We start from the raw sequence: 21,267 nt of genomic DNA on the forward strand, positions 1-21,267 counted from the left end.
GAGCCAAACCCATCGGTGTTGAAACTGGCAAATGAACAAGGTCTGGCTGGTTTTAAATCCAGTACTGCCTTTGTCCGTATTGCCTCAAAGAAATCCTCAGACGAGGATGACCAGAACCGAAGTCCTGGCCTTAATTGGCACTGACTTTTAGCACGCTGTTGAGTTCTCAAGAAACGGGCCGCAGTGTGTTCCGCGCCTTTCGGCGTTTCCCTCGCTGCGATGTCTCTAATTTAGCAGGCCCTTCTGGAGTGTCAAACCGGCGCGTTTTCCGCGACGTTTTCCCACACCCAGCCCATTTCCGCGCACAGCAGTAACCCCGAACTTCGAGAAGTCCGCTTGTTCCTACCGGAGTGGAGTCCCACCGGGGCCGGCCGCCTGTGGCGTCCTGCATCCCCTCAACGGGCTGGCCTGACCAGGGTAACCCGCGGACGCTGAGGTTCGCAGGGGTTTTCCGTGGATCGGCTCGCTGAGCTTACGCAACCGCTCGCGAGGGGTCAAACCGAACGAGGGTGGCGCCCGACACATCCGATTCTGTACCTTCTGCTGGTCTCGGGGACCACACAGGTCATGGGGTCCGGACCGCCTCGCGGGGCGCCGGAGAGAGGGGTCGCGGTGTCGTCGGTGGCCGTCGCGGGCGCGCTCAACGAGCGCAACGCCAGCCGTTTTGTGGTCGCCGGAGCGCTCGCGCCCGCCCTGCCCGAGATCCGGGGCGCCCGGCTCGTCGCGCTGCCCGGCTCCGTCGAGGTCCACGCCGACCGCTCGCGGATGCCCGCGGCGGCGTCCGCCGACCCCAGCGGCAGGTCCCTTCACCTCAGCGCGGGCGCGGCGCTCTTCAACCTCCGCCTTTCGGCGGCCCAGGTCGGCTACTCCCCCGTGGTCCGGCTTCTCCCCGCCGCAGGCCACCCCTCGCTCCTGGCCTCGGTCCGCCTGACCGGACCGCGCCGCTCCCGTCCCGTCGAGCGCCTCCTCTACGCGGCCAGCCTCCAGCCGCTCCCCACCCGGCAGCCCTACGGCGACCAACACCCCCCGCTCCCCGTCCTCCAGGAGCTGGCCGAAGCCGCGCGCCTGGAGGGCACGACCCTCCACTGGCTCCCCAGAAGCGGCGGCCCCCAGACGGCCGTGCTCACCACCCCCGCCAACACGCCCACCTCCTGGCTCCGCGCCGGCCAGGCCCTCCAGAGCCTCCTCCTCAACGCCACCATCCGCTCCGTCTCCCTCTCCTTTGTCCAGACCCCCACCGCCCTCCCCCTTCCCCCCACCCTCACCCCCGGCGAAACCCCCCAACTAGCCCTGGAACTAGCCCGAACCGCCCGCTGAACCACCCCGCACGGGGCCCGCGTGGCCGACTGGTGACAGTTCTGTGGCCTGCGGAGATCTGTGGCCTGCGGAGGTCAGGTGGGCGTGTACAGGGTGAGGTGGACGTGGGCCGTGGCTTGGAGCGGGGTGGAGGTGGGGAGCCGGGCTCGCAGTTCGGCCTCTGGGAGGTGGTGGGCGTTGGGGGTCATGGTGATGAGGGTGGTGGCTTCGGCGGGGGTGAGGGTGAGGGGGACGCGGATGGTGGTCGTGTCCTGGAGGGTGAAGTGGGGGTGAAGGGTCTCGGCCAGGCGGGTGGATTTGTGGGGGTCGACCTTCAGGAGGCCGAGGGGGGTGGTGAGTTCGGCGAGGTGGTCGGGCCGGGGGGTGACGACGAGGAGGCGGCCGGTGGGGCGGAGGACGCGGCGGTACTCGGGGGCGTTGCGCGGGGCGAAGACGTTCAGGAGGGTGTCGGCGACGCCGTCGCGGACGGGCAGCGGACGCCACAGGTCCGTCACCACGGCGCCGATCCGCGGGTGGGCGCGGGCCGCGCGGCGCATCGCGTGCTTGGAGATGTCCAGCGCCAGCCCGGGGGCGTCGCGGAGGCACGCGCCGAGGTAGTGGCCGGTGCCCGCACCGGCGTCGAGCACGGTGCCGGTGGACAGCCCGGCCAGCGCGTCGGCCAGGGGCCGGTAGTGGCCCGCGTCGAGGAAGGCCGCGCGGGCGGCGACCATGGCGGGGGTGTCGGCGGTGCCGGTGTGCGCGTTGCCCGGCAGGAGGCTCACGTACCCCTGCTTCGCCACGTCGTAGGAGTGCCCCGACGGGCAGCGCAAGGCCCGCTCGTCCAGGGCGAGGCCCTCCCCGCACACGGGACAGGCAAGGAGGTCAACGACGTCGCTCAGCACGTCCCAAGGCTAGGGCCCGCGGCGACCGGGCAACCCGCGCGGCGCTCGCGGGCCCCGGGGACGGTCAGCCTTCGGCGAGGCGCTTGCGGACGTCGTCCATGTCGAGGCCGCGGACCTGGCTGATGATGTCCTCCAGGGCGTCCTCGGGCAGCGCTCCGGGCGCGGCGTAGACGATGACGCCGTCCCGCACCGCCATGACGGTGGGGATGGAGCGGACGTCGAAGCGGGCGGCGAGTGCCTGCTCGGCCTCGGTGTCGACCTTCGCGAAGGTGATGTCCGGGTTCTTCTCCGACACCTTCTCGTAGACTGGGGCGAAGCGTACGCAAGGGCCACACCAGGAGGCCCAGAAGTCGATCAGGACGATGCCGTCGCGCTGGGCCACCTCGTCGAAGGTGGCGTCCGTCAGCTGGACCGTTGCCATGATGCGGTTCTCTCCCGTTCTGGGCGGTATTGGAAGCCCCTCGAAGTGGGCACCCCGTAGAGCAGCGGTACGGCGCTTGGCTATTCCCTGACGAAAACGGGAATCACAGAGCCGTAATTAACGTTGGCAGTGTAGGGAACCCTCAAGCAGAGAAGGGCCGGGATGGCTGCAACTCGTGGCGCGACAGTGGACACTCCGGACAAGGACCTCGTCGGCGCCTACCTCGACAGGATCGGGCGACGCCCCCTCCTCGACGCGGTCGAGGAGGTCGAGCTGGCCAAGGCGATCGAAGCGGGCCTGTTCGCCCAACAGTTGATCGACGGCGTGCTCGTCGACGGGGAGTCCCTGCCCGAAGGCGTCCGGCTGGCGGAACTCCAGGAGGTCGCGGACCTCGGCCTGCGGGCCAAGCAGCGCTTCGTGGAGGCGAACCTGCGGCTCGTGGTGTCGATCGCGCGCAAGTACCCGACGGAGTCGCTCCCCCTCATCGACCTCATCCAGGAAGGCAACCTCGGCCTCATGCGGGCCGTGGAGAAGTTCGACTACCAGCGCGGCTACAAGTTCTCCACCTACGCGACGTGGTGGATCAGGCAGGCCATCGGCCGTGGCCTGTCGCACACCGCGCGGGCGATCCGGCTCCCCGTGCACGTCGAGGAGGAACTGTCGCGGCTGCGCAGGGCCGAGCGGACCCTCGGCCGCGAGCTGGGCCGTGATCCGCTGCGGGAGGAGCTGGCGGACGCGCTGGACACCACGCCCGAGCACGTTGACGAGCTGCTGAGCTGGCGGCGCGATCCGGCGAGCCTGGACGCGAGCGTGGACGAGGAGGGCGAGACCCCGATGGGCACGCTGCTCCAGGACCCGGACGCGATCACCCCCGAGACCGAGGTGGTGGCCGCCGACGACCTCCAGGGCCTTGCCCGGATGCTGGAGCGCCTTCCGGCACGCGAGCAGGCGATCCTGCGGGCGAGGTTCGGGATGGAGAGCGGCGAGCCGCAGTCGTACGCGCAGATCGGCGCGCGGTACGGGCTGAGCCACAACCGCGTCCGCCAGATCACCGACCGTTCGTTGCGCCGCCTGCGTCAGTTGGTGCTGGAATCGACGGTTGAGCGCCATGTGGAGACCAAGACCCCGGCCGCCGCGTAGCGTCGCCGTGACGAGCACTCGGGGCCTGATCTAACCTGAGTCGGTGAGCATTCAGAGCACCCCGACGCCCGACCTCGACGCCTGGCGGAACCTGACAGCCCTGCAGCAGCCGGAGTGGGACGACCCGGCGGAGCTGGCCGCGGTGACGGCCGAGCTCTCCGGCCAGCCGCCCCTGGTGTTCGCCGGCGAGTGCGACCAGCTCAAGGAGCGGCTGGCCGCGGTGACGCGGGGCGAGGCCTTTGTGCTCCAGGGCGGTGACTGCGCGGAGACGTTCGACGGGTCCAACGCCGACGCCGTCCGGAACAAGATCAAGACGCTGTTGCAGATGGCGGTCGTCCTCACCTACGCCGGGCGGGTCCCGGTGGTGAAGATCGGGCGCATGGCCGGCCAGTTCGCCAAGCCGCGCTCCAAGCCGACCGAGACGCGGGACGGCGTGACGCTCCCGGCCTATCGGGGCGACATGGTCAACAGTGTGGAGTTCACTCCGGAGTCCCGTAGGAACGATCCGCAGAGGCTGTTGCGCGCCTACTTCTCGGCCGCCACGACGCTGAACCTGACGCGCGCGTTCACCAAGGGCGGGTACGCGGACCTGCGTCAGGTGCACGCCTGGAACCAGGACTTCGTGTCGGCGAGCCCGGCCGGGCGCCGCTACGAGCTGCTGGCCGCCGAGATCGACAGGGCGCTGGCGTTCATGCGGGCGTGCGGGATCGAGCCGGAGGAGTTCTCCGAGGTCGACTTCTTCTCCAGCCACGAGGCGCTGCTGTTGGACTACGAGCGGGCGCTGACCCGTATCGACGCGCGGACGGGCCTGCCCTACGACGTCTCGGCCCACTACCTGTGGATCGGCGAGCGGACTCGTCAGCTCGACGGGGCGCACGTGGAGTTCCTGCGGCACATCCGCAACCCGATCGGCGTGAAGCTGGGCCCGACGACCACGCCGGACGACGCGCTCGCGCTGATCGACAAGCTGAACCCCGAGGGCGAGCCGGGCCGGCTGTCGTTCATCACCCGGATGGGCGCGGGCAAGGTCAGGGACGTGCTGCCCGACCTCGTCGCCAAGGTCACCGATTCGGGCGCGCCGATCGCGTGGATCTGCGACCCGATGCACGGCAACACCTTCGAGGCGCCGTCCGGCCACAAGACGCGCCGCCTGGACGACGTCGTCAACGAGGTCGCTGGCTTCTTCGAGGTGCACCGTGAGCTGGGCACCCACCCGGGCGGCGTCCACCTGGAGTTCACCGGCGACGACGTCACCGAGTGTGTGGGCGGCGGCAACGAGATCGCCGAGAGCGACCTGCACGAGCGCTACGAGACGGCCTGCGACCCGCGCCTGAACCGGCAGCAGTCGCTGGACCTGGCCTTCATGGTCGCGGAGATGTACCGCGGCTGACGTCGGGGCCGGGGTCGAGTTCGACCTCGGCCCACACGACCTTGCCCCCGCCGGGCGCGCCCTCGGCGCCCCAGCGGGTGGAGTAGACCTCGACGAGGAACATGCCGCGGCCGCCCTCGGCGAGGATGTCGGCGACGCGCGGGACGGGCAGCCTGTCGTCGCGGTCGCGGACCTCGATGCGGACCTTGCCGTCCAGCAGGGCCAGGCGCAGCTCCAGCGGCGTGCAGGCGTGCTGGACGACGTTGGCGACGAGTTCCGCGACGATCGCGGTGACGGCCTCCTCGGCCTTCACGAGGTTCCAGGAGCGCATGGTGCGGGCGGCGAGGCGCCTGGTGAGTTCCACGGCCTCGGTGCTGGGCGCCGCGCGCAGGCTCGTCTCCGTGGTCGGCATGGCGTTCCCGCTCAGCTCTGCCGGATGAGGAAGCGGTCGAGCCCGGTGGTGCGCAGGACGTTCTCGACCCTGCCGTAGGCGCCCGTCACGGACAGGGCGGCGCCTTCGGCGCGGGCGTGCTTGTAGGCCCGGACGAGCACGTTGAGGCCCGAGGAGTCGCAGAAGTCGACGGCGGTGAGATCGAGGACGATCTCGTTGTGGCCCGAGTCGACGAGTTCCACGAGACAGCCGCGCAGGCTCTCGGAGGAGTGCAGGTCGATCGAGCCGCGCGCCGTCACCAGCGCCCGGGCTTCCGTGCGTGTCGTCTGCAAGGCCAAACCCACGGGACCAACATATCCGGTCAGCCGTTGGCCCGCAGAACCACGATCGCCATATCGTCGTGACCCGGCTCGGCGGAGAACTCGTCGACGGCCCGTTCGACGGCGGCGGCGACCGCGCCCGCGGAGAGGCCCGCGCAGCGCGCCAGGATCGTCTCCAGGCCGTCGGCGTCGCCCAGGAGGACGTCTCCGTCGCGGCGCTCGGTGACGCCGTCCGTGCAGGAGAACAGGACGTGTCCGGGCCTCAGGGTGAGGTTGTCGACGGTGAACTCGATCTCCTCGATGACGCCGAGGAGCGGCTGGGGGTTGGCGGCCTCGGTGACGGTGCCGTCGGGGGCGAGGATCAGGGGCAGCGGGTGCCCTGCGCAGACGAGGGTGAGGGCGCCGGACGCGGTGAGTTCGCCGTGCAGGAGGGTGAGGAGCCTTCCGCGCGGCCCTTCGTCGATGATCAGCCGGTTGAGCCGTTCGACGACGTCGGGCAGCGGCATGCCCTCACCGGACAGGATGCGCAGGGCGTGCCGGGCGAGGCCGGTGACGGAGGCGGCCTCGGGGCCTGTGCCGCACACGTCGCCGATGGCGAAGCGCCAGCGGGGTTCACCGTCGGGGCCCGGCGGGCAGGTGAACACGTCGTAGAAGTCGCCGCCTACTTCGGCGCCTTCGCCGGCGGGCCTGTAGCTGACGGCCACGTCGAAGCCGGGCAGGTCCGGGAGGCCGGGCGGGAGGAGGCTGCGCTGGAGGGCGAGGCTCGTGGCCTTCTGTTCGGCGTACAGGAGCGCGTTGTCCAGGGCGAGGGCCGCCCTTCGGACGATCTCCTCGGCGAGCTCGTAGTGGTCGGGCGGGAACTTGACGGACCTTCCCACGCAGATCACGCCGAGGGTACGTCCACGCGCGACCAGGGGTATCGTGCAAGCGAGATCCGTGTTCCCCCAGGGCACGGGCGGGCCTTCTGCGGGCCGGCCTTCCACGGCCAGCAACTCCTTGAGCGCGTCGGACCTGTCCTCGTCGGTGTGCCAGACGTAGGCGGGCGATGTGCTTTCCGCGGTGTAGGCGACACACCAGTCGGCCAGGCGAGGGACGACGATCTGTGCGGTCAGGGCGACGATTCCACCGGGGTCGAGCGTTCCCGCGAGCAGTTCGCTGGCCTCGGCGACGTACGTCATCCATCCGCGCCAGGTCCGGTCGGCGAGTTCCGCCGAAGTGGTCATGGTTCGGTCCCGTCGTCGACTCGATCAGTGGCAGACTGCCTAACTGGACTTCTTAGGAGCTTCAGCCTATGCCTCGGACCACCGCTTCGGACTCACGGCTTGACCACAGCCCGCGTTACAGCGACGCCGATCTGGAGCCTCTGCTGATCGCGCTGACCCGGCTGCGCGATGGTGACCTGCGCGAGCACGCGGCGGCGTCGTCCCAGGGCGGGGTCGCGACGGGGCTGCTGCTGCTCGACCAGATCCGGGAACGCGCGGCGCACCAGCATCAGGAGATGACGCGGGTGCGCAAGGAGGTGTCGCGCGAGGGGCGGATCGAGGAGCGGCTGACGCACGGTCCCGGCGGCGGGTCGTGGGCGGGCACGGTGGACGCCGCCAACGCCCTCCTGGACACGCTGACGGGCCAGGCGACGGCGATGGCGCGGGTCGTGGAGGCGGTGGCGGGCGGCGACCTGTCGCGGAAGGTGGAGCTGCGCTGGGGTGGTCGGCAGTTGCGCGGCGAGCTGTTGCGGATGGCCAGGTCGGTCAACCTGATGGTGGACCAGCTTGACGAGTTCACCTCCGAGGTCACCCAGGTGGCCCGTGAGGTCGGGATCGAAGGGCGGCTGGGCGGGCAGGCGTCGCTGCGTGGCATGTCGGGCCGCTGGCGGGACGTGACGAGCGCCGTCAACACGATGGCGGGGAGGTTGACGGCGCAGGTCCGTGACATCGCCGTGGTGACGACGGCGGTGGCGAAGGGCGACCTGACCCGGCAGGTCACCGTCGAGGCGGCGGGTGAGCTGCAGGAGCTGAAGCTCACGGTGAACACGATGGTGGACCAGCTCTCGGCGTTCGCGGACGAGGTCACCCGGGTGGCGCGTGAGGTGGGCACGGAAGGGCGGCTCGGGGGCCAGGCGAACGTGCGCGGCGTCTCGGGCGTCTGGAAGGACCTCACCGACAACGTCAACAACATGGCGTCGAACCTGACGAGCCAGGTCCGTGGGATCGCCGGGGTGGCGACGGCGGTCGCGAAGGGCGACCTGTCGCGGAAGATCACGGTGGACGCGCAGGGCGAGATCCTCGAACTGAAGCTGACCCTGAACACGATGGTGGACCAGCTCTCGGCCTTCGCGGACGAGGTCACCCGCGTCGCCCGAGAGGTCGGCACCGAAGGCAACCTCGGCGGGCAGGCCCAGGTACGAGGTGTCTCGGGCGTCTGGAAGGACCTCACCGACAACGTCAACTTCATGGCGACGAACCTGACCTACCAGGTGCGCAACATCGCCCAGGTGACGAAGGCCGTGGCTTACGGCGACCTGTCGAAGAAGATCACGGTGAACGCCCAGGGTGAGATCCTGGAACTGAAGGACACCGTCAACACGATGGTGGACACCCTGTCGGCGTTCGCGGACGAGGTCACCCGCGTCGCCCGAGAGGTGGGCACCGAAGGCAACCTCGGTGGGCAGGCCAACGTAAGGGGCGTCTCCGGGGTCTGGAAGGACCTGACGGAGAACGTCAACAACATGGCCACCAACCTGACCGGACAGGTGCGCAGCATCGCCCAGGTGGCCACCGCGGTGGCGCAGGGCGACCTCACCAAGAAGATCGACGTGGACGCGCAGGGCGAGATCCTCCAGCTCAAGCTGACCCTGAACACGATGGTGGACCAGCTCTCGGCCTTCGCGGACGAGGTCACCCGCGTCGCCCGAGAGGTCGGCACGGAAGGACGGCTCGGGGGCCAGGCGCAGGTACGGGGCGTCTCGGGCGTCTGGAAGGACCTCACCGAGAACGTCAACAACATGGCGACCAACCTGACCGGACAGGTCCGGAACATCGCCCAGGTGACGACCGCCGTCGCGCACGGCGACCTCACCCGCAAGATCGACGTGGACGCGCGCGGCGAGATCCTCGAACTCAAGACCACGATCAACACCATGGTGGACACGCTCTCGTCGTTCGCCTCCGAGGTGACCCGTGTCGCCCGTGAGGTCGGCTCCGAAGGGCGGCTCGGCGGCCAGGCCGAGGTGGCCGGCGTGTCCGGGACGTGGAAGCGGCTGACGGAGAGCGTCAACGAACTGGCGTCCAACCTGACCACCCAGGTCCGGGCGATCGCCGAGGTCGCGTCCGGCGTGGCCAGCGGCGACCTGACCCGCGAGATCGACGTGGCGGCGCGCGGCGAGGTCGCCGAACTCAAGGACAACGTCAACCTCATGGTGGCGAACCTCCGCGAGACCACACGGGCCAACACCGAGCAGGACTGGCTGAAGACCAACCTGGCGCGGATCACCGGCCTCATGCAGGGCCACCGCGACCTCCTCCAGGTCGCCCAGCTCATCGTCAACGAGCTGACGCCGACCGTCGGCGCGCAGTACGGGGCGCTGTACCTCGCGGACGAGGCGGAGGTCGTCCTGACGGCCGGGTACGGCATCCCCGCCGACCGGCTGGGCCGGGCGCGGTTCTCGCTCGGCGAGGGCCTCGTCGGGCAGGTCGCGGCCGAGCGGCGGGCCATCATCGTGGCGAACGTGCCGCGCGGGTACCTGCGGATCGAGTCCGGTCTCGGCGAGGCGGACCCGGCGAGCGTCATCGTCATGCCGATCGTGTTCGAGGACGACCTGCTGGGCGCGATCGAGCTCGCGTCGTTCGGCGGGTTCACCCCGGTGCACCGCGACTTCCTCGACCAGTTCACCGAGACGATCGGCGTCACCATCAACGCGATCATCGCGACGACGAGGACGGCGGCGCTGCTCGAGGAGTCGCAGCGGCTCACGCGGGAGTTGCAGGAACGCTCCGATGAGCTGCAGCGGCAGCAGGCCGAGCTGCGCCGCTCCAACAGCGAACTGGAGGAGAAGGCGGCGCTGCTGGCCAAGCAGAACCGGGCGATCGAGATCCAGAACTTCCAGATCGAGCAGGCCCGCCGCACCCTGGAGGAGCGCGCGGAGCAGCTCGCCGTCTCCTCGCGGTACAAGTCGGAGTTCCTCGCGAACATGAGCCATGAGCTGCGCACGCCGCTCAACAGCCTCCTCGTGTTGGCCAAGCTGCTGTCTGAGAACGGCGAGGGCAACCTGACGGCCAAGCAGGTCGAGTTCGCCAAGACGATCTACGACTCGGGCACCGACCTGCTCCAGCTCATCAACGACATCCTCGACCTGGAGAAGGTCGAGGCGGGCAAGATGGATGTCCATCCGCAGCCGCTGGAGCTCGCGAAGCTCGTCGAGTACGTGGACGCGACGTTCCGGCCGCTGGCCGTCGACCAGGGGCTCGGGTTCGACGTCAGGATCGAGCCGGGCACGCCGCAGATGCTCATCGCCGACGAGCAGCGGCTCCAGCAGGTGCTGCGCAACCTCCTGTCGAACGCCGTGAAGTTCACCGAGGACGGCGAGGTGCGGCTTGTCATCGAGGCGGCCTCGACGTCGGAGGTGGCCTCTCCGGCGCTCCAGGGCGCGGACGGGCTCGTCGCCTTCCGCATCGCCGACACCGGCATCGGCATCAGCGAGGACAAGCTCCAGCTCATCTTCGAGGCGTTCCAGCAGGCCGATGGCACCACCTCGCGCCGCTACGGCGGGACGGGCCTGGGCCTGTCGATCAGCCGGAACATCGCGCGGCTGCTGAACGGTGAGATCCGGGTGGAGAGCAGGCCGGGCCAGGGGAGCACCTTCTCGCTCTATCTGCCCGTGGAGTTCGGCGGGCAGCTTCCGGACACGCTGCTTCCGCCGCTGCCGCCTGCGCCGCCCGCCTCCGAGCTGTCGCCTTACGCGAACCTGCTCGACGACGAGACCCCGTCGGACTACACCGACGTCGTGCTCACCGGGCGCAAGGTGCTCATCGTGGACGACGACGTACGCAACGTCTTCGCTCTCACCAGCGTCCTTGAGGGGTACGGGATGGACGTCCTGTACGCCGAGGACGGGCAGGCGGGCATCGACGTGCTCCAGCACAACCCGGATGTGTCACTTGTCCTGATGGATGTGATGATGCCGGGCCTGGATGGGTATGCCACCACAGCCGCCATCCGCGACATGCCCCAGTTCGCCGATTTGCCGATCATCATCATCACCGCCAAGGTGATGCAGGGAGACCGGGAGGACAGCCTGGCGTCCGGCGCGTCGGACTACGTGCCCAAGCCCGTCGACGTCGACCATCTGCTGAGCGTGATGCGCACCTGGCTGCAACGCACGGAGGCGAGTGAGTGAACGACCGCGTGAACGAGAAGGTCAAGATCCTCCTGGTGGACGACCGGGAGGAGAACCTCATCGCCCTGGAGGCGATCCTGTCGTCCCTGGACCAGGAACTCGTGCGCGCGCGGTCGGGCGAGGAGGCGCTGAAGGCGCTTCTGACCGACGAGTACGCGGTCATCCTCCTCGACGTCGTCATGCCGGGCATGGACGGCTTCGAGACCGCCCGCGACATCAAGCGGCGCAAGCGGACCCGCGACGTCCCCATCATCTTCTTGACCGCCGTGAACAGCGACCCGGACTACGCGTTCCGCGGCTACCAGGCGGGGGCCGTGGACTTCATCTCCAAGCCGTTCGACCCGTGGGTGCTGCGCGCGAAGGTGTCGGTCTTCGTGGAGCTGCACAACAAGAACCGGCAGCTGCGGAGGCAGGCCGCGCAGCTACGGGAGCAGGCGGCGCTGCTCCAGGGGCGGCTGGACGGTGACGCACGTCCCAGGACGGGCGAAAACCAGTAATTCGGTCTTGCTTGTATGGAAAAATCACTTTCGTGATCGCGCTACGTCAAATCAAGCTTGTCTTCGGCAGTGAGAGCCGGGCGGCCGAGACCCACACGAACCTGTCGGCCGTGCGCCGCGACGGCCGCTGCCTCTGGGTGGCGGGCGACGAGACGGCGACGATCGAGCGGCTGACCGAGGTACGCGGGCCTGACGGCGCCGTCACGGGGTACTCCTCGCAGGTCACCTACCGGCTCGCCGACTTCGTCGACCTGCCTGCGGGCGCCGACGAGGAGGCCGACCTCGAAGGGCTCGCCAGCGGGGACGGGTGGCTGTGGGCCGTCGGGTCGCACAGCCTGAAGCGCAAGCGGGTCAAGCAGGAGCACTCCGCAGGCAAGTCCCGGAAGCGGCTCGCGACCGTCGTGCGGGAGGAGAACCGGTACATCCTTGTGCGGCTCCCCCTGGAGCAGGGGCCTGACGGGCTGCCGGTGCCGGTGCGTGAGGCCGCGGACGGGCGTCGGGCGGAGGTGCTCGGCGGGCGGGGCGACTCCCTGGCGGAGCTGCTGGCCGACGATCCGCACCTGGGGCCGTTCTTCGCGATCCCGTCCAAGGACAACGGGGTGGACGTCGAGGGCGTCGCGCTGCACGGGGACCGGATCTACGTCGGCTTCCGCGGGCCCGTCCTGCGCGGTTGGGCCGCCCTCGTGGAGATCTGGCCCGAATCCGACCCGGCGGCCCCCGGACGGCTGCGGCTGCGCGCGCTGAACGGCGCCCGGTACCACACGCACTTCCTCGACCTGCGCGGCCTCGGCATCCGTGACCTGTGCCCCGACGGCGACGACCTCCTCGTCCTGGCGGGCCCCTCCATGTCGCTGAGCGGGCCGGTGCGCCTCTTCCGCTGGCCCGACGCCGTCAAGGCCGACGCCCCCGCCTTTGTGCCCGCCCTGGACCACCTGGGCGACCTCCCCCACGGCGACGGCGAGGACCACGCCGAAGGCATCGCCATCATCGACGACACCCTCCTCGTCGTCTACGACAGCCCTTCGGAATCCCGGCACACCGAAGGCGGCGGCATGCTCGCCGACCTTTTCCCCTTCCCCCTCCCTCCCTCCTGACCCCCACCCGGATTGCCGGGCGATCAGGTCGATGCGCTGTGTCTCCGCTGCGGCGGAGGCACAGCGGGGGCGAGTGGCGGGTTTGGGTTGGTTTGTTGGTGGTCGGGCTTTTCCTGGTTGCTCTGTGGTGATGGTTTCGTTACCGAGGGTTGAGGGTGGCGGTCGGGCGGGCAGGTAGGGCGAGTGAGTGCGGCGGTGCTGTTCGGTACCGGGGCGGGCATGGGAGTGCTCGCGGGGGCCACGACGTGCGGGGTGTTGCACACGGGGCTGCTGGCGGGGGTGGTGCGGGACGGGGAGGTCGGCAGGCATGTCGCGGGATTTCTGGGGGCGAAGGTGGTGGTGCACGTGATCTTGGGGGTGCTGCTCGGGCTGTTGGGGAGTCAGGTGAAACCGGGGGCTGAGGTGCGCGGGATGCTGTTGCTGGTGTCGGGGCTCGTGGTGGTCTACTTCGCGCTCGATCTGCTCGGGGTCGTGCGGCGGGAGCGGGCCTGCGCGAAGCCGTCGCGGCTGCGGAGCGGGTGGCTCGTGGGGGCGGCGACGGTTTTTGTACCGTGCGGGCTGACGGTGTCGGCGGAGCTGCTCGCCGTCGCGTCCGGCTCGCCGGTTCAGGGGGCCGCGGTGATGGGCGGGTTCGTGCTCGGGACGGCGCCGATGACCGGGGTCCTGGGCTTCGGGGCGGGGCTGTTGCGGGGGCGGCTCGCGCGAGTGCTGGGCGTGGTGCTGCTGGGCGTCGCGGCCTGGACCGTCGTCGGCGGCCTCCGGCTCACGGGCTGGGCCTCCGGAGCGCGCGCCCCGACCGCGATCGACGCCCGGTTCGTCGCCCTGGGCGCCACCGGCCAGACCATCACCGTGCACGCCCTCGACCGGGGCTACCGCCCGGCACTGCTGGCGGCCCGCGCGGGCGTGCCGACCACCCTGGTGCTGCGCACGGACGGAACCCAAGGCTGTACCCGGGCCTTCGAGATCCCGTCCCGCGACGTGACGCTCGCCCTGCCCGTCACCGGGGAACAGCGGCTGGATCTCGGTTCTCCCCCGCCCGGCCGCCTCCCCTTCACCTGCTCCGCCGGCCACTACCCCGGCTCCATCACCTTCCGCTTATCCCCGCCCGGCGTCGGCTAGGGGGTGGTCTCCGGAGTGGGAGTGGTCGCGGCTGACGTGGTGGGTTCGGGGGTGCCGGGTCCGGGGGTGGGGGTTGTGTTGGGGCTGGTGGTGAAGTGAAGGGACTGGTCGGCCAGGGTGGAGGCGAGGGTCGTGCAGGGGACGTCGCCGCTCTGGGCCAGGCAGGGGAAGGGCCAGGTGGGGGTGCCGGTCTTGGGGTTGTGGAGGTGGTGACCGGGTTCGGGGGTGAAGGTGACCGGGAGGGTGGTGGAGGTGGCCACGTACTCACAGGTGCCCGAGCAGAGGGAGGGCTCCGAGGCGGCCGCGCCGCTCTCGACGTAGACGCCGCCCGGACCCGAGACGGTGACGGTGAAGGCGGGCTGTCCGTCGCCCCATTCCGGGCGGACGGGTCCGTTGCAGAGGGTGGGGACGTCCTTGGAGCACGGCGCCTCGGACGTGGTGCGCACACCGGTCGGCACCGGGTCCGACGAGACGCAGACCGGAGGCACGTCGTCGCCTCCGATGTCCGCGCCGCACGGGTCGGACACGCTCGGGCCCGGCGTCGGATCGGCGCCGTCCCCGGCCGAGGCGCTGTCCCTGGTCGGCGTGCCGCAGGCGGCCAGAAAGAGCACGGCGAGGGCGGCGGCGAGGACACGCACCAGAAATTCCGACATTCACCACCTCCGACCATGAGCCACTCCCTAATGTACCGAAATGACACACCATCGCCATCGCTCCCAGGAGAAAGCGCCATGGCTGCGGAACGCACTTTCAACGCGGAACGGCTGGCCGGAATCCTCACCGCGCATATCTCGCTCGCCGTCGCCGTGCTCTTCTACATGGGCTGGGCTTATACGAACGCCGTCCACCGGTACTTCCAGCTCAACCCGCTCGATCTCGAAATAGGCGTGACCGAATATGTGCTGCGCAGTAGCGCGACGGTCTTCTCCTCGCTGCTGATAGCCCTGGCGGCCGGGTGGCTCGTCGTCACCGGCGCGCTCCGGCTCAGGCCGTCCCCGCCCGTGTGGGCGCGGCGGCTCGTCCCGGAGCGGGTGGCACGGCTCTTGCGCCGGGTCGTGGACCTGGCGCGCAGCGAGACGGCGCTCGGCAGGCTGGGGCTGGTCCTGCTGGTCGGCGCCGCCGGGCTCGTCGCCCTGGCCCGTGCGGGCGTGGCCGACCCGCTCTACCTCGCGCTCGCGCTGACGGCCGCGGGGGCCGTCCTCGTCACCCGTGCCGCCGACGCGTTCCACCGTGCGCTCGGCCTCGCCGTCGCGGCGGCCTGCGCGCTGTGGGCGGCGGGGGCCTACGCGTCACAGCAGGGCGCCGCGGAGGCCGAGAACATCGCCGCGCACCTGTCCGAGCGCACCGCCGTCGTCGTCTATTCGGCCAAGCCTCTCGGCCTCTCGGGCCCCGGCGTCAAGGACACGCCGCTGCCACGAGGGCACGCCTACAGCGTTCGCTATACGGGGCTGCGGCTGCTGTTCTCCCGCGCGGGTCGCTATTACCTGCTGCCCGAGGGATGGCGGCCGGGCGTGAACGCCACGTTCCTCATCCGGGAATCCGACGGTGTGCGACTGGAATTCCTTCCTGGGGGACGGAGCGGCTGACGGGTGGGGCCGGTCAGGGCTGAGGGAGGGCGCTACGGAGGAGGGCGGCGGCCTGTTCTGGGCGGACGTCGTTGACGAAGGCGCCCATGGCGGATTCGGAGCCGGCGAGGTACTTGAGTTTGGTCGCGGCGCGGCGGATGGTGAAGAGCTGGAGGTGGAGGTGGTAGGTGTCGCGGGCCAGGCGGACGGGGGCCTGGTTCCAGCCGGCGATGTAGGGCATCTCCGGGACGTCGAAGAGGCAGTTCAGGGCCTTGAGGACGGGGAGGTAGACGGGGGCGAAGGCGTCGCGTTCGGCGGGCGTGAGGGCGGTGAGGTCGGGGACGCGCCGGTGCGGGTAGACGTGGACCTCGAACGGCCAGCGGGACGCGTAGGGCACGAACGCCGTCCAGTGGTCATTGGAGACCAGGACGCGGCCGCCCGCGCGTTCCCGGTCGAGGAGCCTGGTGAAGACGTCGGCGTCGCGCTCAAGGGCCGCCAGGTGCTGTGCCGTGTGGGGCGTGACGTACGGGTAGCCGTAGATCTGGCCGTGCGGGTGGGCGAGGGTGACGCCGATCTCCTCGCCCCGGTTCTCGAACGGGAAGACCTGCTCGACACCGGGCGTCGCCGAGAGGGCCTCGGTCCGGTCCGCCCACGCGTCCATGACGAGCCGGACGTCCTCATGCGGCAGGTCGGCGAAGGAGCCGTCGTGGCGGGGTGTGAAGCAGACGACCTCGCAGCGCCCCTGGCCGGGACGTAGGCCGGGCCCGGTGGGCGACCCCTCGATCCGCTGCGAGAAGGACGGGAACCGGTTCTCGAAGGTGACGACCCGGTACGGCCCGGGGATCTCGGTCGCGAACCCCGGCCGTGACGGGTCGAGCGGGCACTCGGAGGCGGGCGGCTGGAAGGTCCGGGCCTGGCGGTGCGCGGCGATCGCCACCCACTCGCCGCGCGGCTCGTCGTACCGCAGTTCGGACGCCTGGGGCGGTTCCGGCAGGTCCCGGACGTCCCGGGTCTCCCGCGGCGGATCGGACGGCAGGTCGAAGTAGATGAGTTCCCTGCCGTCCGACAGCGTGATCGGAGTACGCCTCATACCGGAAGATCTCTCCCTGACGCCGTCAACCCACCCTCAACCGGGGCCGATCAGGACGCCAAACGCGCCCGTGCGGCGGCGATCCTGGCGAGGGTACGGTCGCGGCCGAGCACCTCGAGGGACTCGAACAGGGGCAGCCCGACCGTCCGGCCGGTGACGGCGACGCGGACGGGCGCCTGCGCCTTGCCGAGCTTCAGCCCGAACGTCGTACCGACCGCCTCAAGGCGGGTCTTCAGCTCTTCGGCGTTCCAGGGCGCGTCGCGGTAGGCGTCCTCGGTGGCGGCGAGCAGTTCGGCGGCGGGCTCCTTCATCGCCTTGTTCCAGGACTGCTCGTCGAAGACCGGTTCGTCCAGGAACGCGAAGTCCGCCAGGTTGTGCACCTCGGACAGGACGGCGACGCGCGTCTGCGCCAGCTCGGCGAGCCGCTTCCACACCTCGCGGTCCCACGACGGGTCGAGGAACGGTTCGGCGGCCTCGGTGAACGCCTCCAGGGACAGCGCCCTGATGTACTCGCCGTTGATCGCGCGCAGCTTCTTGACGTCGAAGAACGCGGGCGAGCTGTTGATGTCGGAGACGGCGAACTCGCCCACCATCTCCGCCCACGGGACGATCTCGCGGTCGCCGGACGGCGCCCAGCCGAGCAGCATCAGGTAGTTCACCATCGCGTCGGCAAGGTAGCCCTCGGCCTTGTAGTCCTCCAGGGCGACCTTGTCGCGGCGCTTGGAGAGCTTCTGCCGCTTCTCGTTGACGATGACCGGCACATGCGCCCAGACCGGCGGGAAGTGGCCCAGGGCCTCCCAGAGCAGCTGCTGCTTGGGCGTGTTGGACAGGTGCTCGTCGCCGCGCAGCACCTCGGTGATGCCCATCTCGATGTCGTCGACGACGTTGGCGAGGATGAACAGCGGGGAGCCGTCGCTGCGGGCGATGGCGAAGTCCTCCATCGCGGCGTTGGGGAACTCGACGGTGCCGCGCACCCTGTCGTCGACGGTCGTGGCGCCCTCGTCGGGGGTGCGGAAGCGGACGAGGCCCTCGGTGAGGCCGCGGTCGCGGCAGAAGCCGTCATAGCCGCGGTTGGGGTCGCCGGTGCGGGCGATGACCTCTTCGCGGGTGCAGGCGCAGTGGTAGGCGCGGCCGCGCTCCAGCAGCCCGGCGACGGCGGCGCGGTGCTGCGGCTCCTGCGCGGACTGCATGAGGGGGCCTTCGAAGTGCGGGCTGTCGGCGTTGATGCCGATCCACGCCAGCGCGCTGATGATGCCCTCGGTCCACTCGGGGCGGTTGCGGTTGGCGTCGGTGTCCTCGATCCGCAGCACGAAGGTGCCGCCGGTCTGCTCGGCGATCGCCCAGTTGAACAGGGCGGAGCGGGCGCCGCCGACGTGGAACATGCCGGTGGGCGAGGGCGCGAAGCGCACCCGGACCTTCGAGGAGACGGAAGAAGACATGGGGAAAGCCTAGCGCTGGTCCAGGCTGACAGAAGATTTTCCTTTCTAGTACGGTATAGCCCGTAAGATCTATTGTAGGCAGTGGCTTGATCGGGAGGTTCGCCATGGGTGGACGAGGCTTCGCACGTGTGCTGTTCGACGAGGCGCACCGGGAGGCGTGGAGCATCAGGCCGGACGCCGTCCGCGCCATGAATCCCGGGCACCCCGCCGACGCGGGCTACACGCGCGCGGCGGAGCTGCTCAGGGCGGCGGGCCACGGGATCGAGCCGCACACCGAAGGGCCGCTCACCCAAGCCGCACTGGAGGGCAACGACGTCCTGGTGATCGCCCACCCCGCCGAGGACAGGTGGGAGCGCACGACCGGCCTGGGCTCCCCCGTCTTCACCGCCGGGGAACTCGACGCGATCGAGGCGTTCGTCAGGGCGGGCGGCGGCCTCGTCGTCCTCGCCGAGTGCGAGCAGGACAAGTACGGGACGAACCTCGACGAGCTCCTCGCCCGGTTCGAGGTCGGCGTCGTCTCCACGACGGTCCAGGACCCGCGCCGCCGCCACCGCGACTCCGCGCACTGGGTGCTCGCCGAGCGCGCCGCGCCGTCCGAGGGTGACGACGTGCTCGCGGGCGTCGGCTCCGTCTGCTTCTACCGGGCGGGCGCGCTGACGGCACCGGTAGGCGGCGAGGTGCTCTTGCGGACGTCGCCCAGCGCCGACCCGGCCGGTGCGCCCTTGGCCGTCGCGCTACGCGCCGGTGCGGGGCGCGTAGCGGTGTTCGCTGATTCGGACCTGTTCGGCGACGACTCCATCGACGAGCTCGACCACGCCGCCCTGTGGAAGGGCATCGTCACGTGGGCGGCCGGGGAGCCTACGACGTCCTCGGGTGCCATCGCCTCCGAGGCGGTAAGGCATCCCGCGTGGACGGACCTCAAGGAGGCCGTCGAGGAGCTGCGTCCGTTGCAGTTGAAGGACGGGTCGGTGCCTGCGGCGTCCGTCCCCGAGGCGCGCAAGGCGGTCGAGCGGATCGTCGGTGCCGTCCAGGCGCTCGCGCCGCTGTTCCCGCACGACGCCGCCTACCTGGACGCCTGCGTGGCCGACCTGCGCCGCTGGGACGCCGACGGCCTGGGCGTCCCGGACTTCCTCGACTCCCTGCTGGCGTTCCAGCCGCAGGAGCGCCGCGAGGACGGCCTGGAGCACCTCGTGGTCTTCCCGATGTACACGCAGAACGGCAACCCCGACCGGAACGTCGAGGCGGTCCTGCTGCGCGTCGTCTGGCCGGACTGGCTGGCCGAGCTGGAACGCGCCAGGTACGACAACCCGATGTTCGTGCCGGTCGCCTTCACGGACTTCACCGCCGGTTATGACACGAACTCGGCTGTGCTGTTCCCGGAGACGGTCGCCGTCCGGGAGACGCCCGCGCGGTTCACGTGGGGCGGCATCTTCTGCGACCGGGAGGCGGCCCGCTTCCGTCGCGTCGCTCTCGCCGCCGCTGACACGCTCCGCCTACCGCTCCCGCCTGACGCGGCCCGCCTGTTGGCGTCGCAGGAGCTCGCCCAGGACACGTTCGTCCTGTGGGACCTCATCCACGACCGCACGCACAGCCACGGCGACCTCCCCTTCGACCCGTTCATGATCAAGCAGCGGATGCCGTACTGGATGTACGCCCTGGAGGAGCTGCGCTGCGACCTGAACACGTTCCGGGAGGCCACCCGCCTCGACGTCCCGCACGCCCCGCTCGTGCGGTACGCGATACTGTTCGACAGGCTGTTCCGCTTCCCGATCACCGGGGCGCGGGTGCGCAACTACGACGGCCTCGGCGGCCAGCTGCTGTTCGCCTACCTGCACAAGCACGGCGTGCTGCACTGGACCGACAACCGGCTTACGCTCGACTGGGAGCGGCTGCCCGCGACCGTCACCGCGCTGTGCGAGGAGGTCGAGGAGCTGTACCGGGACGGCATCGACAGGCCGAAGCTCGCCCACTGGCTCGCCGCCCACGACCTCGTCGCGCGCTACGTAGAACCGCACCCGGGCTCCACGTGGGCGCGGGGCGCGGACGCGCTGCCGCTCGCCGAGCCGCCCAGGGCGTGGGTGGACGCGGTGCTGCCCGACGAGTTCCCGCTCAGCATGTTCTACGAGGCCCTGGCCAAGCGCCTGGGCGACGTCATCGACTCCACGAAGGGGATCCGGGCCGCATGAGCACCCTGCACGATCCGTCTACGCGCGGCTTCGCGAGCGACAACTACTCGGGCATCCACCCCGAGGTGCTCGACGCGATAGCCGAGGCCAACGGAGGCCACCAGGGCGCCTACGGGGGCGACGACTACACGGCCCGCCTCCAGGACGTCGTCCGCGAGCACTTCGGGGCGCGCGCCGAGGCGTTCCCGGTGTTCAACGGGACGGGCGCGAACGTCGTCGCGCTGTCGGCCGCGACAAGCCGCTGGTCGGCGGTGGTGTGCGCGGAGACGGCCCACGTCAACGTGGACGAGGGCGGCGCGCCGGAGAAGGTCTCGGGGATCAAGCTGTGGACCGTGCCGACACCCGACGGCAAGCTCACGCCCGCGCTGGTGGACCGGCAGGCGTGGGGCTGGGGCGACGAGCACAGGGCGCAGCCGCACGCCGTCTCGATCAGCCAGACGACGGAGTTGGGCACCTGCTACACGCCCGAGGAGATCGCCGAGTTGGCTGTGCACGCGCACGAGCGCGGCATGCTGCTGCACGTCGACGGCGCGCGGATCGCCAACGCGGCGGCCACGCTCGACCTGCCGCTGCGCTCGTTCACGACGGACGCCGGGGTGGACCTCGTGTCGCTGGGCGGTACGAAGAACGGGGCGATGCTGGGCGAAGCGGTCGTCGTGCTCAATCCGGAGCTGACCGGGCCGATCAAGTACCTGCGGAAGTCGGCGATGCAGCTGGCGTCCAAGATGCGGTTCGTCTCCGCGCAGCTCATCGCGCTCTACGAGGGCGATCTGTGGCTGCGGAACGCCCGGCACGCCAACGCGATGGCGCGGCGCCTTGAGGAGGCCGTCAGGGGCCTGCCGGGGCTGACCGTGCTGCGGCCCGTCCAGTCGAACGCGGTGTTCGCGGTGCTGCCGCGCGAGGCGACCGAGCGGCTGCAGAAGCGGTTCCGGTTCTACACCTGGGACGAGCGGACGGGCGAGGTCCGGTGGATGGCCTCGTTCGACACGACAGAGGCAGACATCGACGCGTTCGCGGCGGCCGTCGCCGCGGAGCTGCGCGGCTGA

The 21,267-nt window shown here is 70.4% G+C and carries 17 protein-coding genes and 1 pseudogene; 10 read left to right on the forward strand and 8 right to left on the reverse strand.

The window, feature by feature from the left end; all coding sequences use genetic code 11:
• The first annotated feature begins 612 nt into the window (after positions 1–612).
• Positions 613–1,317 carry a hypothetical protein gene (locus tag LO762_RS27490; protein ID WP_230618987.1) on the forward strand — a complete coding sequence of 235 codons (705 nt, stop codon included), beginning with the start codon at positions 613–615 and terminating at the stop codon, positions 1,315–1,317.
• A 74-nt stretch (positions 1,318–1,391) separates the two neighbouring features.
• On the opposite strand, the gene LO762_RS27495 is transcribed toward LO762_RS27490, so the two are convergent.
• Together LO762_RS27495 and trxA are read right to left on the reverse strand one after the other, a co-directional pair.
• Positions 1,392–2,198, reverse strand: coding sequence for a putative RNA methyltransferase (locus LO762_RS27495; protein ID WP_230619187.1), 807 nt, complete (start codon positions 2,196–2,198; stop codon positions 1,392–1,394).
• A 64-nt stretch (positions 2,199–2,262) separates the two neighbouring features.
• Complete coding sequence (gene trxA / locus LO762_RS27500) at positions 2,263–2,619, reverse strand: thioredoxin (protein ID WP_230618988.1); 357 nt, start codon at positions 2,617–2,619, stop codon at positions 2,263–2,265.
• A 162-nt stretch (positions 2,620–2,781) separates the two neighbouring features.
• Between trxA and LO762_RS27505 the strand changes: the two genes are divergently transcribed.
• A complete protein-coding gene (locus LO762_RS27505) occupies positions 2,782–3,759 on the forward strand; it encodes an RNA polymerase sigma factor RpoD/SigA (RefSeq protein ID WP_230618991.1) in 978 nt (325 codons plus the stop codon).
• A gap of 49 nt (positions 3,760–3,808) precedes the next feature.
• Entirely contained in the window at positions 3,809–5,149 is a 1,341-nt protein-coding gene (locus LO762_RS27510) for a class II 3-deoxy-7-phosphoheptulonate synthase (RefSeq protein ID WP_374201602.1), read from the forward strand.
• On the opposite strand, the gene LO762_RS27515 is transcribed toward LO762_RS27510, so the two are convergent.
• The 3 genes from LO762_RS27515 to LO762_RS27525 are packed head-to-tail and all read right to left on the reverse strand — an operon-like array spanning position 5,121 to position 7,062.
• Positions 5,121–5,540, reverse strand: a complete 420-nt coding sequence (locus tag LO762_RS27515; RefSeq protein ID WP_230618994.1) for an ATP-binding protein — start codon at positions 5,538–5,540, stop codon at positions 5,121–5,123. The two genes, LO762_RS27510 and LO762_RS27515, sit on opposite strands and share 29 nt — an antisense overlap.
• An 11-nt stretch (positions 5,541–5,551) precedes the next feature.
• Positions 5,552–5,863 carry an STAS domain-containing protein gene (locus tag LO762_RS27520; protein WP_230618996.1) on the reverse strand — a complete coding sequence of 104 codons (312 nt, stop codon included), beginning with the start codon at positions 5,861–5,863 and terminating at the stop codon, positions 5,552–5,554.
• Between the two features lie 17 nt (positions 5,864–5,880).
• The gene (locus tag LO762_RS27525; protein ID WP_230618998.1) at positions 5,881–7,062 is read right to left on the reverse strand and encodes a PP2C family protein-serine/threonine phosphatase; all 1,182 of its coding nucleotides are present in this window, start codon (positions 7,060–7,062) and stop codon (positions 5,881–5,883) included.
• A gap of 68 nt (positions 7,063–7,130) precedes the next feature.
• Between LO762_RS27525 and LO762_RS27530 the strand changes: the two genes are divergently transcribed.
• From LO762_RS27530 to LO762_RS27545, 4 genes and pseudogenes are all read left to right on the forward strand, one after another.
• Positions 7,131–11,231 carry a HAMP domain-containing protein gene (locus LO762_RS27530; RefSeq protein WP_230619000.1) on the forward strand — a complete coding sequence of 1,367 codons (4,101 nt, stop codon included), beginning with the start codon at positions 7,131–7,133 and terminating at the stop codon, positions 11,229–11,231.
• 8 nt (positions 11,232–11,239) lie between these two features.
• Positions 11,240–11,659 (forward strand): annotated as a pseudogene (locus LO762_RS27535) (two-component system response regulator); the annotation flags it as partial.
• Between the two features lie 101 nt (positions 11,660–11,760).
• On the forward strand, positions 11,761–12,822 hold the full coding sequence (locus LO762_RS27540) for a DUF3616 domain-containing protein (RefSeq protein ID WP_230619001.1): 1,062 nt from the start codon (positions 11,761–11,763) through the stop codon (positions 12,820–12,822).
• Between the two features lie 195 nt (positions 12,823–13,017).
• Entirely contained in the window at positions 13,018–13,941 is a 924-nt protein-coding gene (locus LO762_RS27545) for a sulfite exporter TauE/SafE family protein (RefSeq protein ID WP_230619003.1), read from the forward strand.
• Here LO762_RS27545 and LO762_RS27550 read toward each other — a convergent pair.
• Positions 13,938–14,594: a hypothetical protein gene (locus LO762_RS27550; RefSeq protein ID WP_230619005.1), complete on the reverse strand. Its 657-nt coding sequence runs from the start codon at positions 14,592–14,594 to the stop codon at positions 13,938–13,940. The two genes, LO762_RS27545 and LO762_RS27550, sit on opposite strands and share 4 nt — an antisense overlap.
• 78 nt (positions 14,595–14,672) lie before the next feature.
• Here LO762_RS27550 and LO762_RS27555 point away from each other — a divergent pair, with 78 nt between their 5' ends.
• Entirely contained in the window at positions 14,673–15,527 is an 855-nt protein-coding gene (locus LO762_RS27555; RefSeq protein ID WP_230619006.1) for a hypothetical protein, read from the forward strand.
• Positions 15,528–15,540: 13 nt separating this feature from the next.
• Here the strand turns inward: LO762_RS27555 and galT are convergent, their stop codons facing one another.
• Both galT and gltX read right to left on the reverse strand, forming a co-directional pair.
• On the reverse strand, positions 15,541–16,596 hold the full coding sequence (gene galT / locus LO762_RS27560) for a galactose-1-phosphate uridylyltransferase (RefSeq protein ID WP_230619008.1): 1,056 nt from the start codon (positions 16,594–16,596) through the stop codon (positions 15,541–15,543).
• A 50-nt stretch (positions 16,597–16,646) separates the two neighbouring features.
• Positions 16,647–18,035 carry a glutamate--tRNA ligase gene (gltX, locus tag LO762_RS27565; RefSeq protein WP_255687950.1) on the reverse strand — a complete coding sequence of 463 codons (1,389 nt, stop codon included), beginning with the start codon at positions 18,033–18,035 and terminating at the stop codon, positions 16,647–16,649.
• A 104-nt stretch (positions 18,036–18,139) separates the two neighbouring features.
• Between gltX and LO762_RS27570 the strand changes: the two genes are divergently transcribed.
• Both LO762_RS27570 and LO762_RS27575 read left to right on the forward strand, forming a co-directional pair.
• Positions 18,140–20,221, forward strand: coding sequence for a DUF6421 family protein (locus LO762_RS27570; protein WP_230619010.1), 2,082 nt, complete (start codon positions 18,140–18,142; stop codon positions 20,219–20,221).
• The gene (locus tag LO762_RS27575; RefSeq protein ID WP_230619012.1) at positions 20,218–21,267 is read left to right on the forward strand and encodes a low specificity L-threonine aldolase; all 1,050 of its coding nucleotides are present in this window, start codon (positions 20,218–20,220) and stop codon (positions 21,265–21,267) included. Before LO762_RS27570 ends, LO762_RS27575 begins: the two co-directional genes overlap by 4 nt.

The organism is Actinocorallia sp. API 0066, from assembly GCF_020991275.1.
GTDB lineage: Bacteria > Actinomycetota > Actinomycetes > Streptosporangiales > Streptosporangiaceae > Actinocorallia.

Excerpts from the sequence above, each read along its gene's own strand:
- trxA (WP_230618988.1), bottom strand. The coding sequence starts at position 2,619 with ATGGCAACGGTCCAGCTGACGGACGCCACCTTCGACGAGGTGGCCCAG.
- LO762_RS27505 (WP_230618991.1), top strand. The coding sequence starts at position 2,782 with ATGGCTGCAACTCGTGGCGCGACAGTGGACACTCCGGACAAGGACCTC.
- LO762_RS27515 (WP_230618994.1), bottom strand. The coding sequence starts at position 5,540 with ATGCCGACCACGGAGACGAGCCTGCGCGCGGCGCCCAGCACCGAGGCC.
- LO762_RS27525 (WP_230618998.1), bottom strand. The coding sequence starts at position 7,062 with ATGACCACTTCGGCGGAACTCGCCGACCGGACCTGGCGCGGATGGATG.
- LO762_RS27530 (WP_230619000.1), top strand. The coding sequence starts at position 7,131 with ATGCCTCGGACCACCGCTTCGGACTCACGGCTTGACCACAGCCCGCGT.
- LO762_RS27550 (WP_230619005.1), bottom strand. The coding sequence starts at position 14,594 with ATGTCGGAATTTCTGGTGCGTGTCCTCGCCGCCGCCCTCGCCGTGCTC.
- LO762_RS27555 (WP_230619006.1), top strand. The coding sequence starts at position 14,673 with ATGGCTGCGGAACGCACTTTCAACGCGGAACGGCTGGCCGGAATCCTC.
- galT (WP_230619008.1), bottom strand. The coding sequence starts at position 16,596 with ATGAGGCGTACTCCGATCACGCTGTCGGACGGCAGGGAACTCATCTAC.
- gltX (WP_255687950.1), bottom strand. The coding sequence starts at position 18,035 with ATGTCTTCTTCCGTCTCCTCGAAGGTCCGGGTGCGCTTCGCGCCCTCG.
- LO762_RS27570 (WP_230619010.1), top strand. The coding sequence starts at position 18,140 with ATGGGTGGACGAGGCTTCGCACGTGTGCTGTTCGACGAGGCGCACCGG.
- LO762_RS27575 (WP_230619012.1), top strand. The coding sequence starts at position 20,218 with ATGAGCACCCTGCACGATCCGTCTACGCGCGGCTTCGCGAGCGACAAC.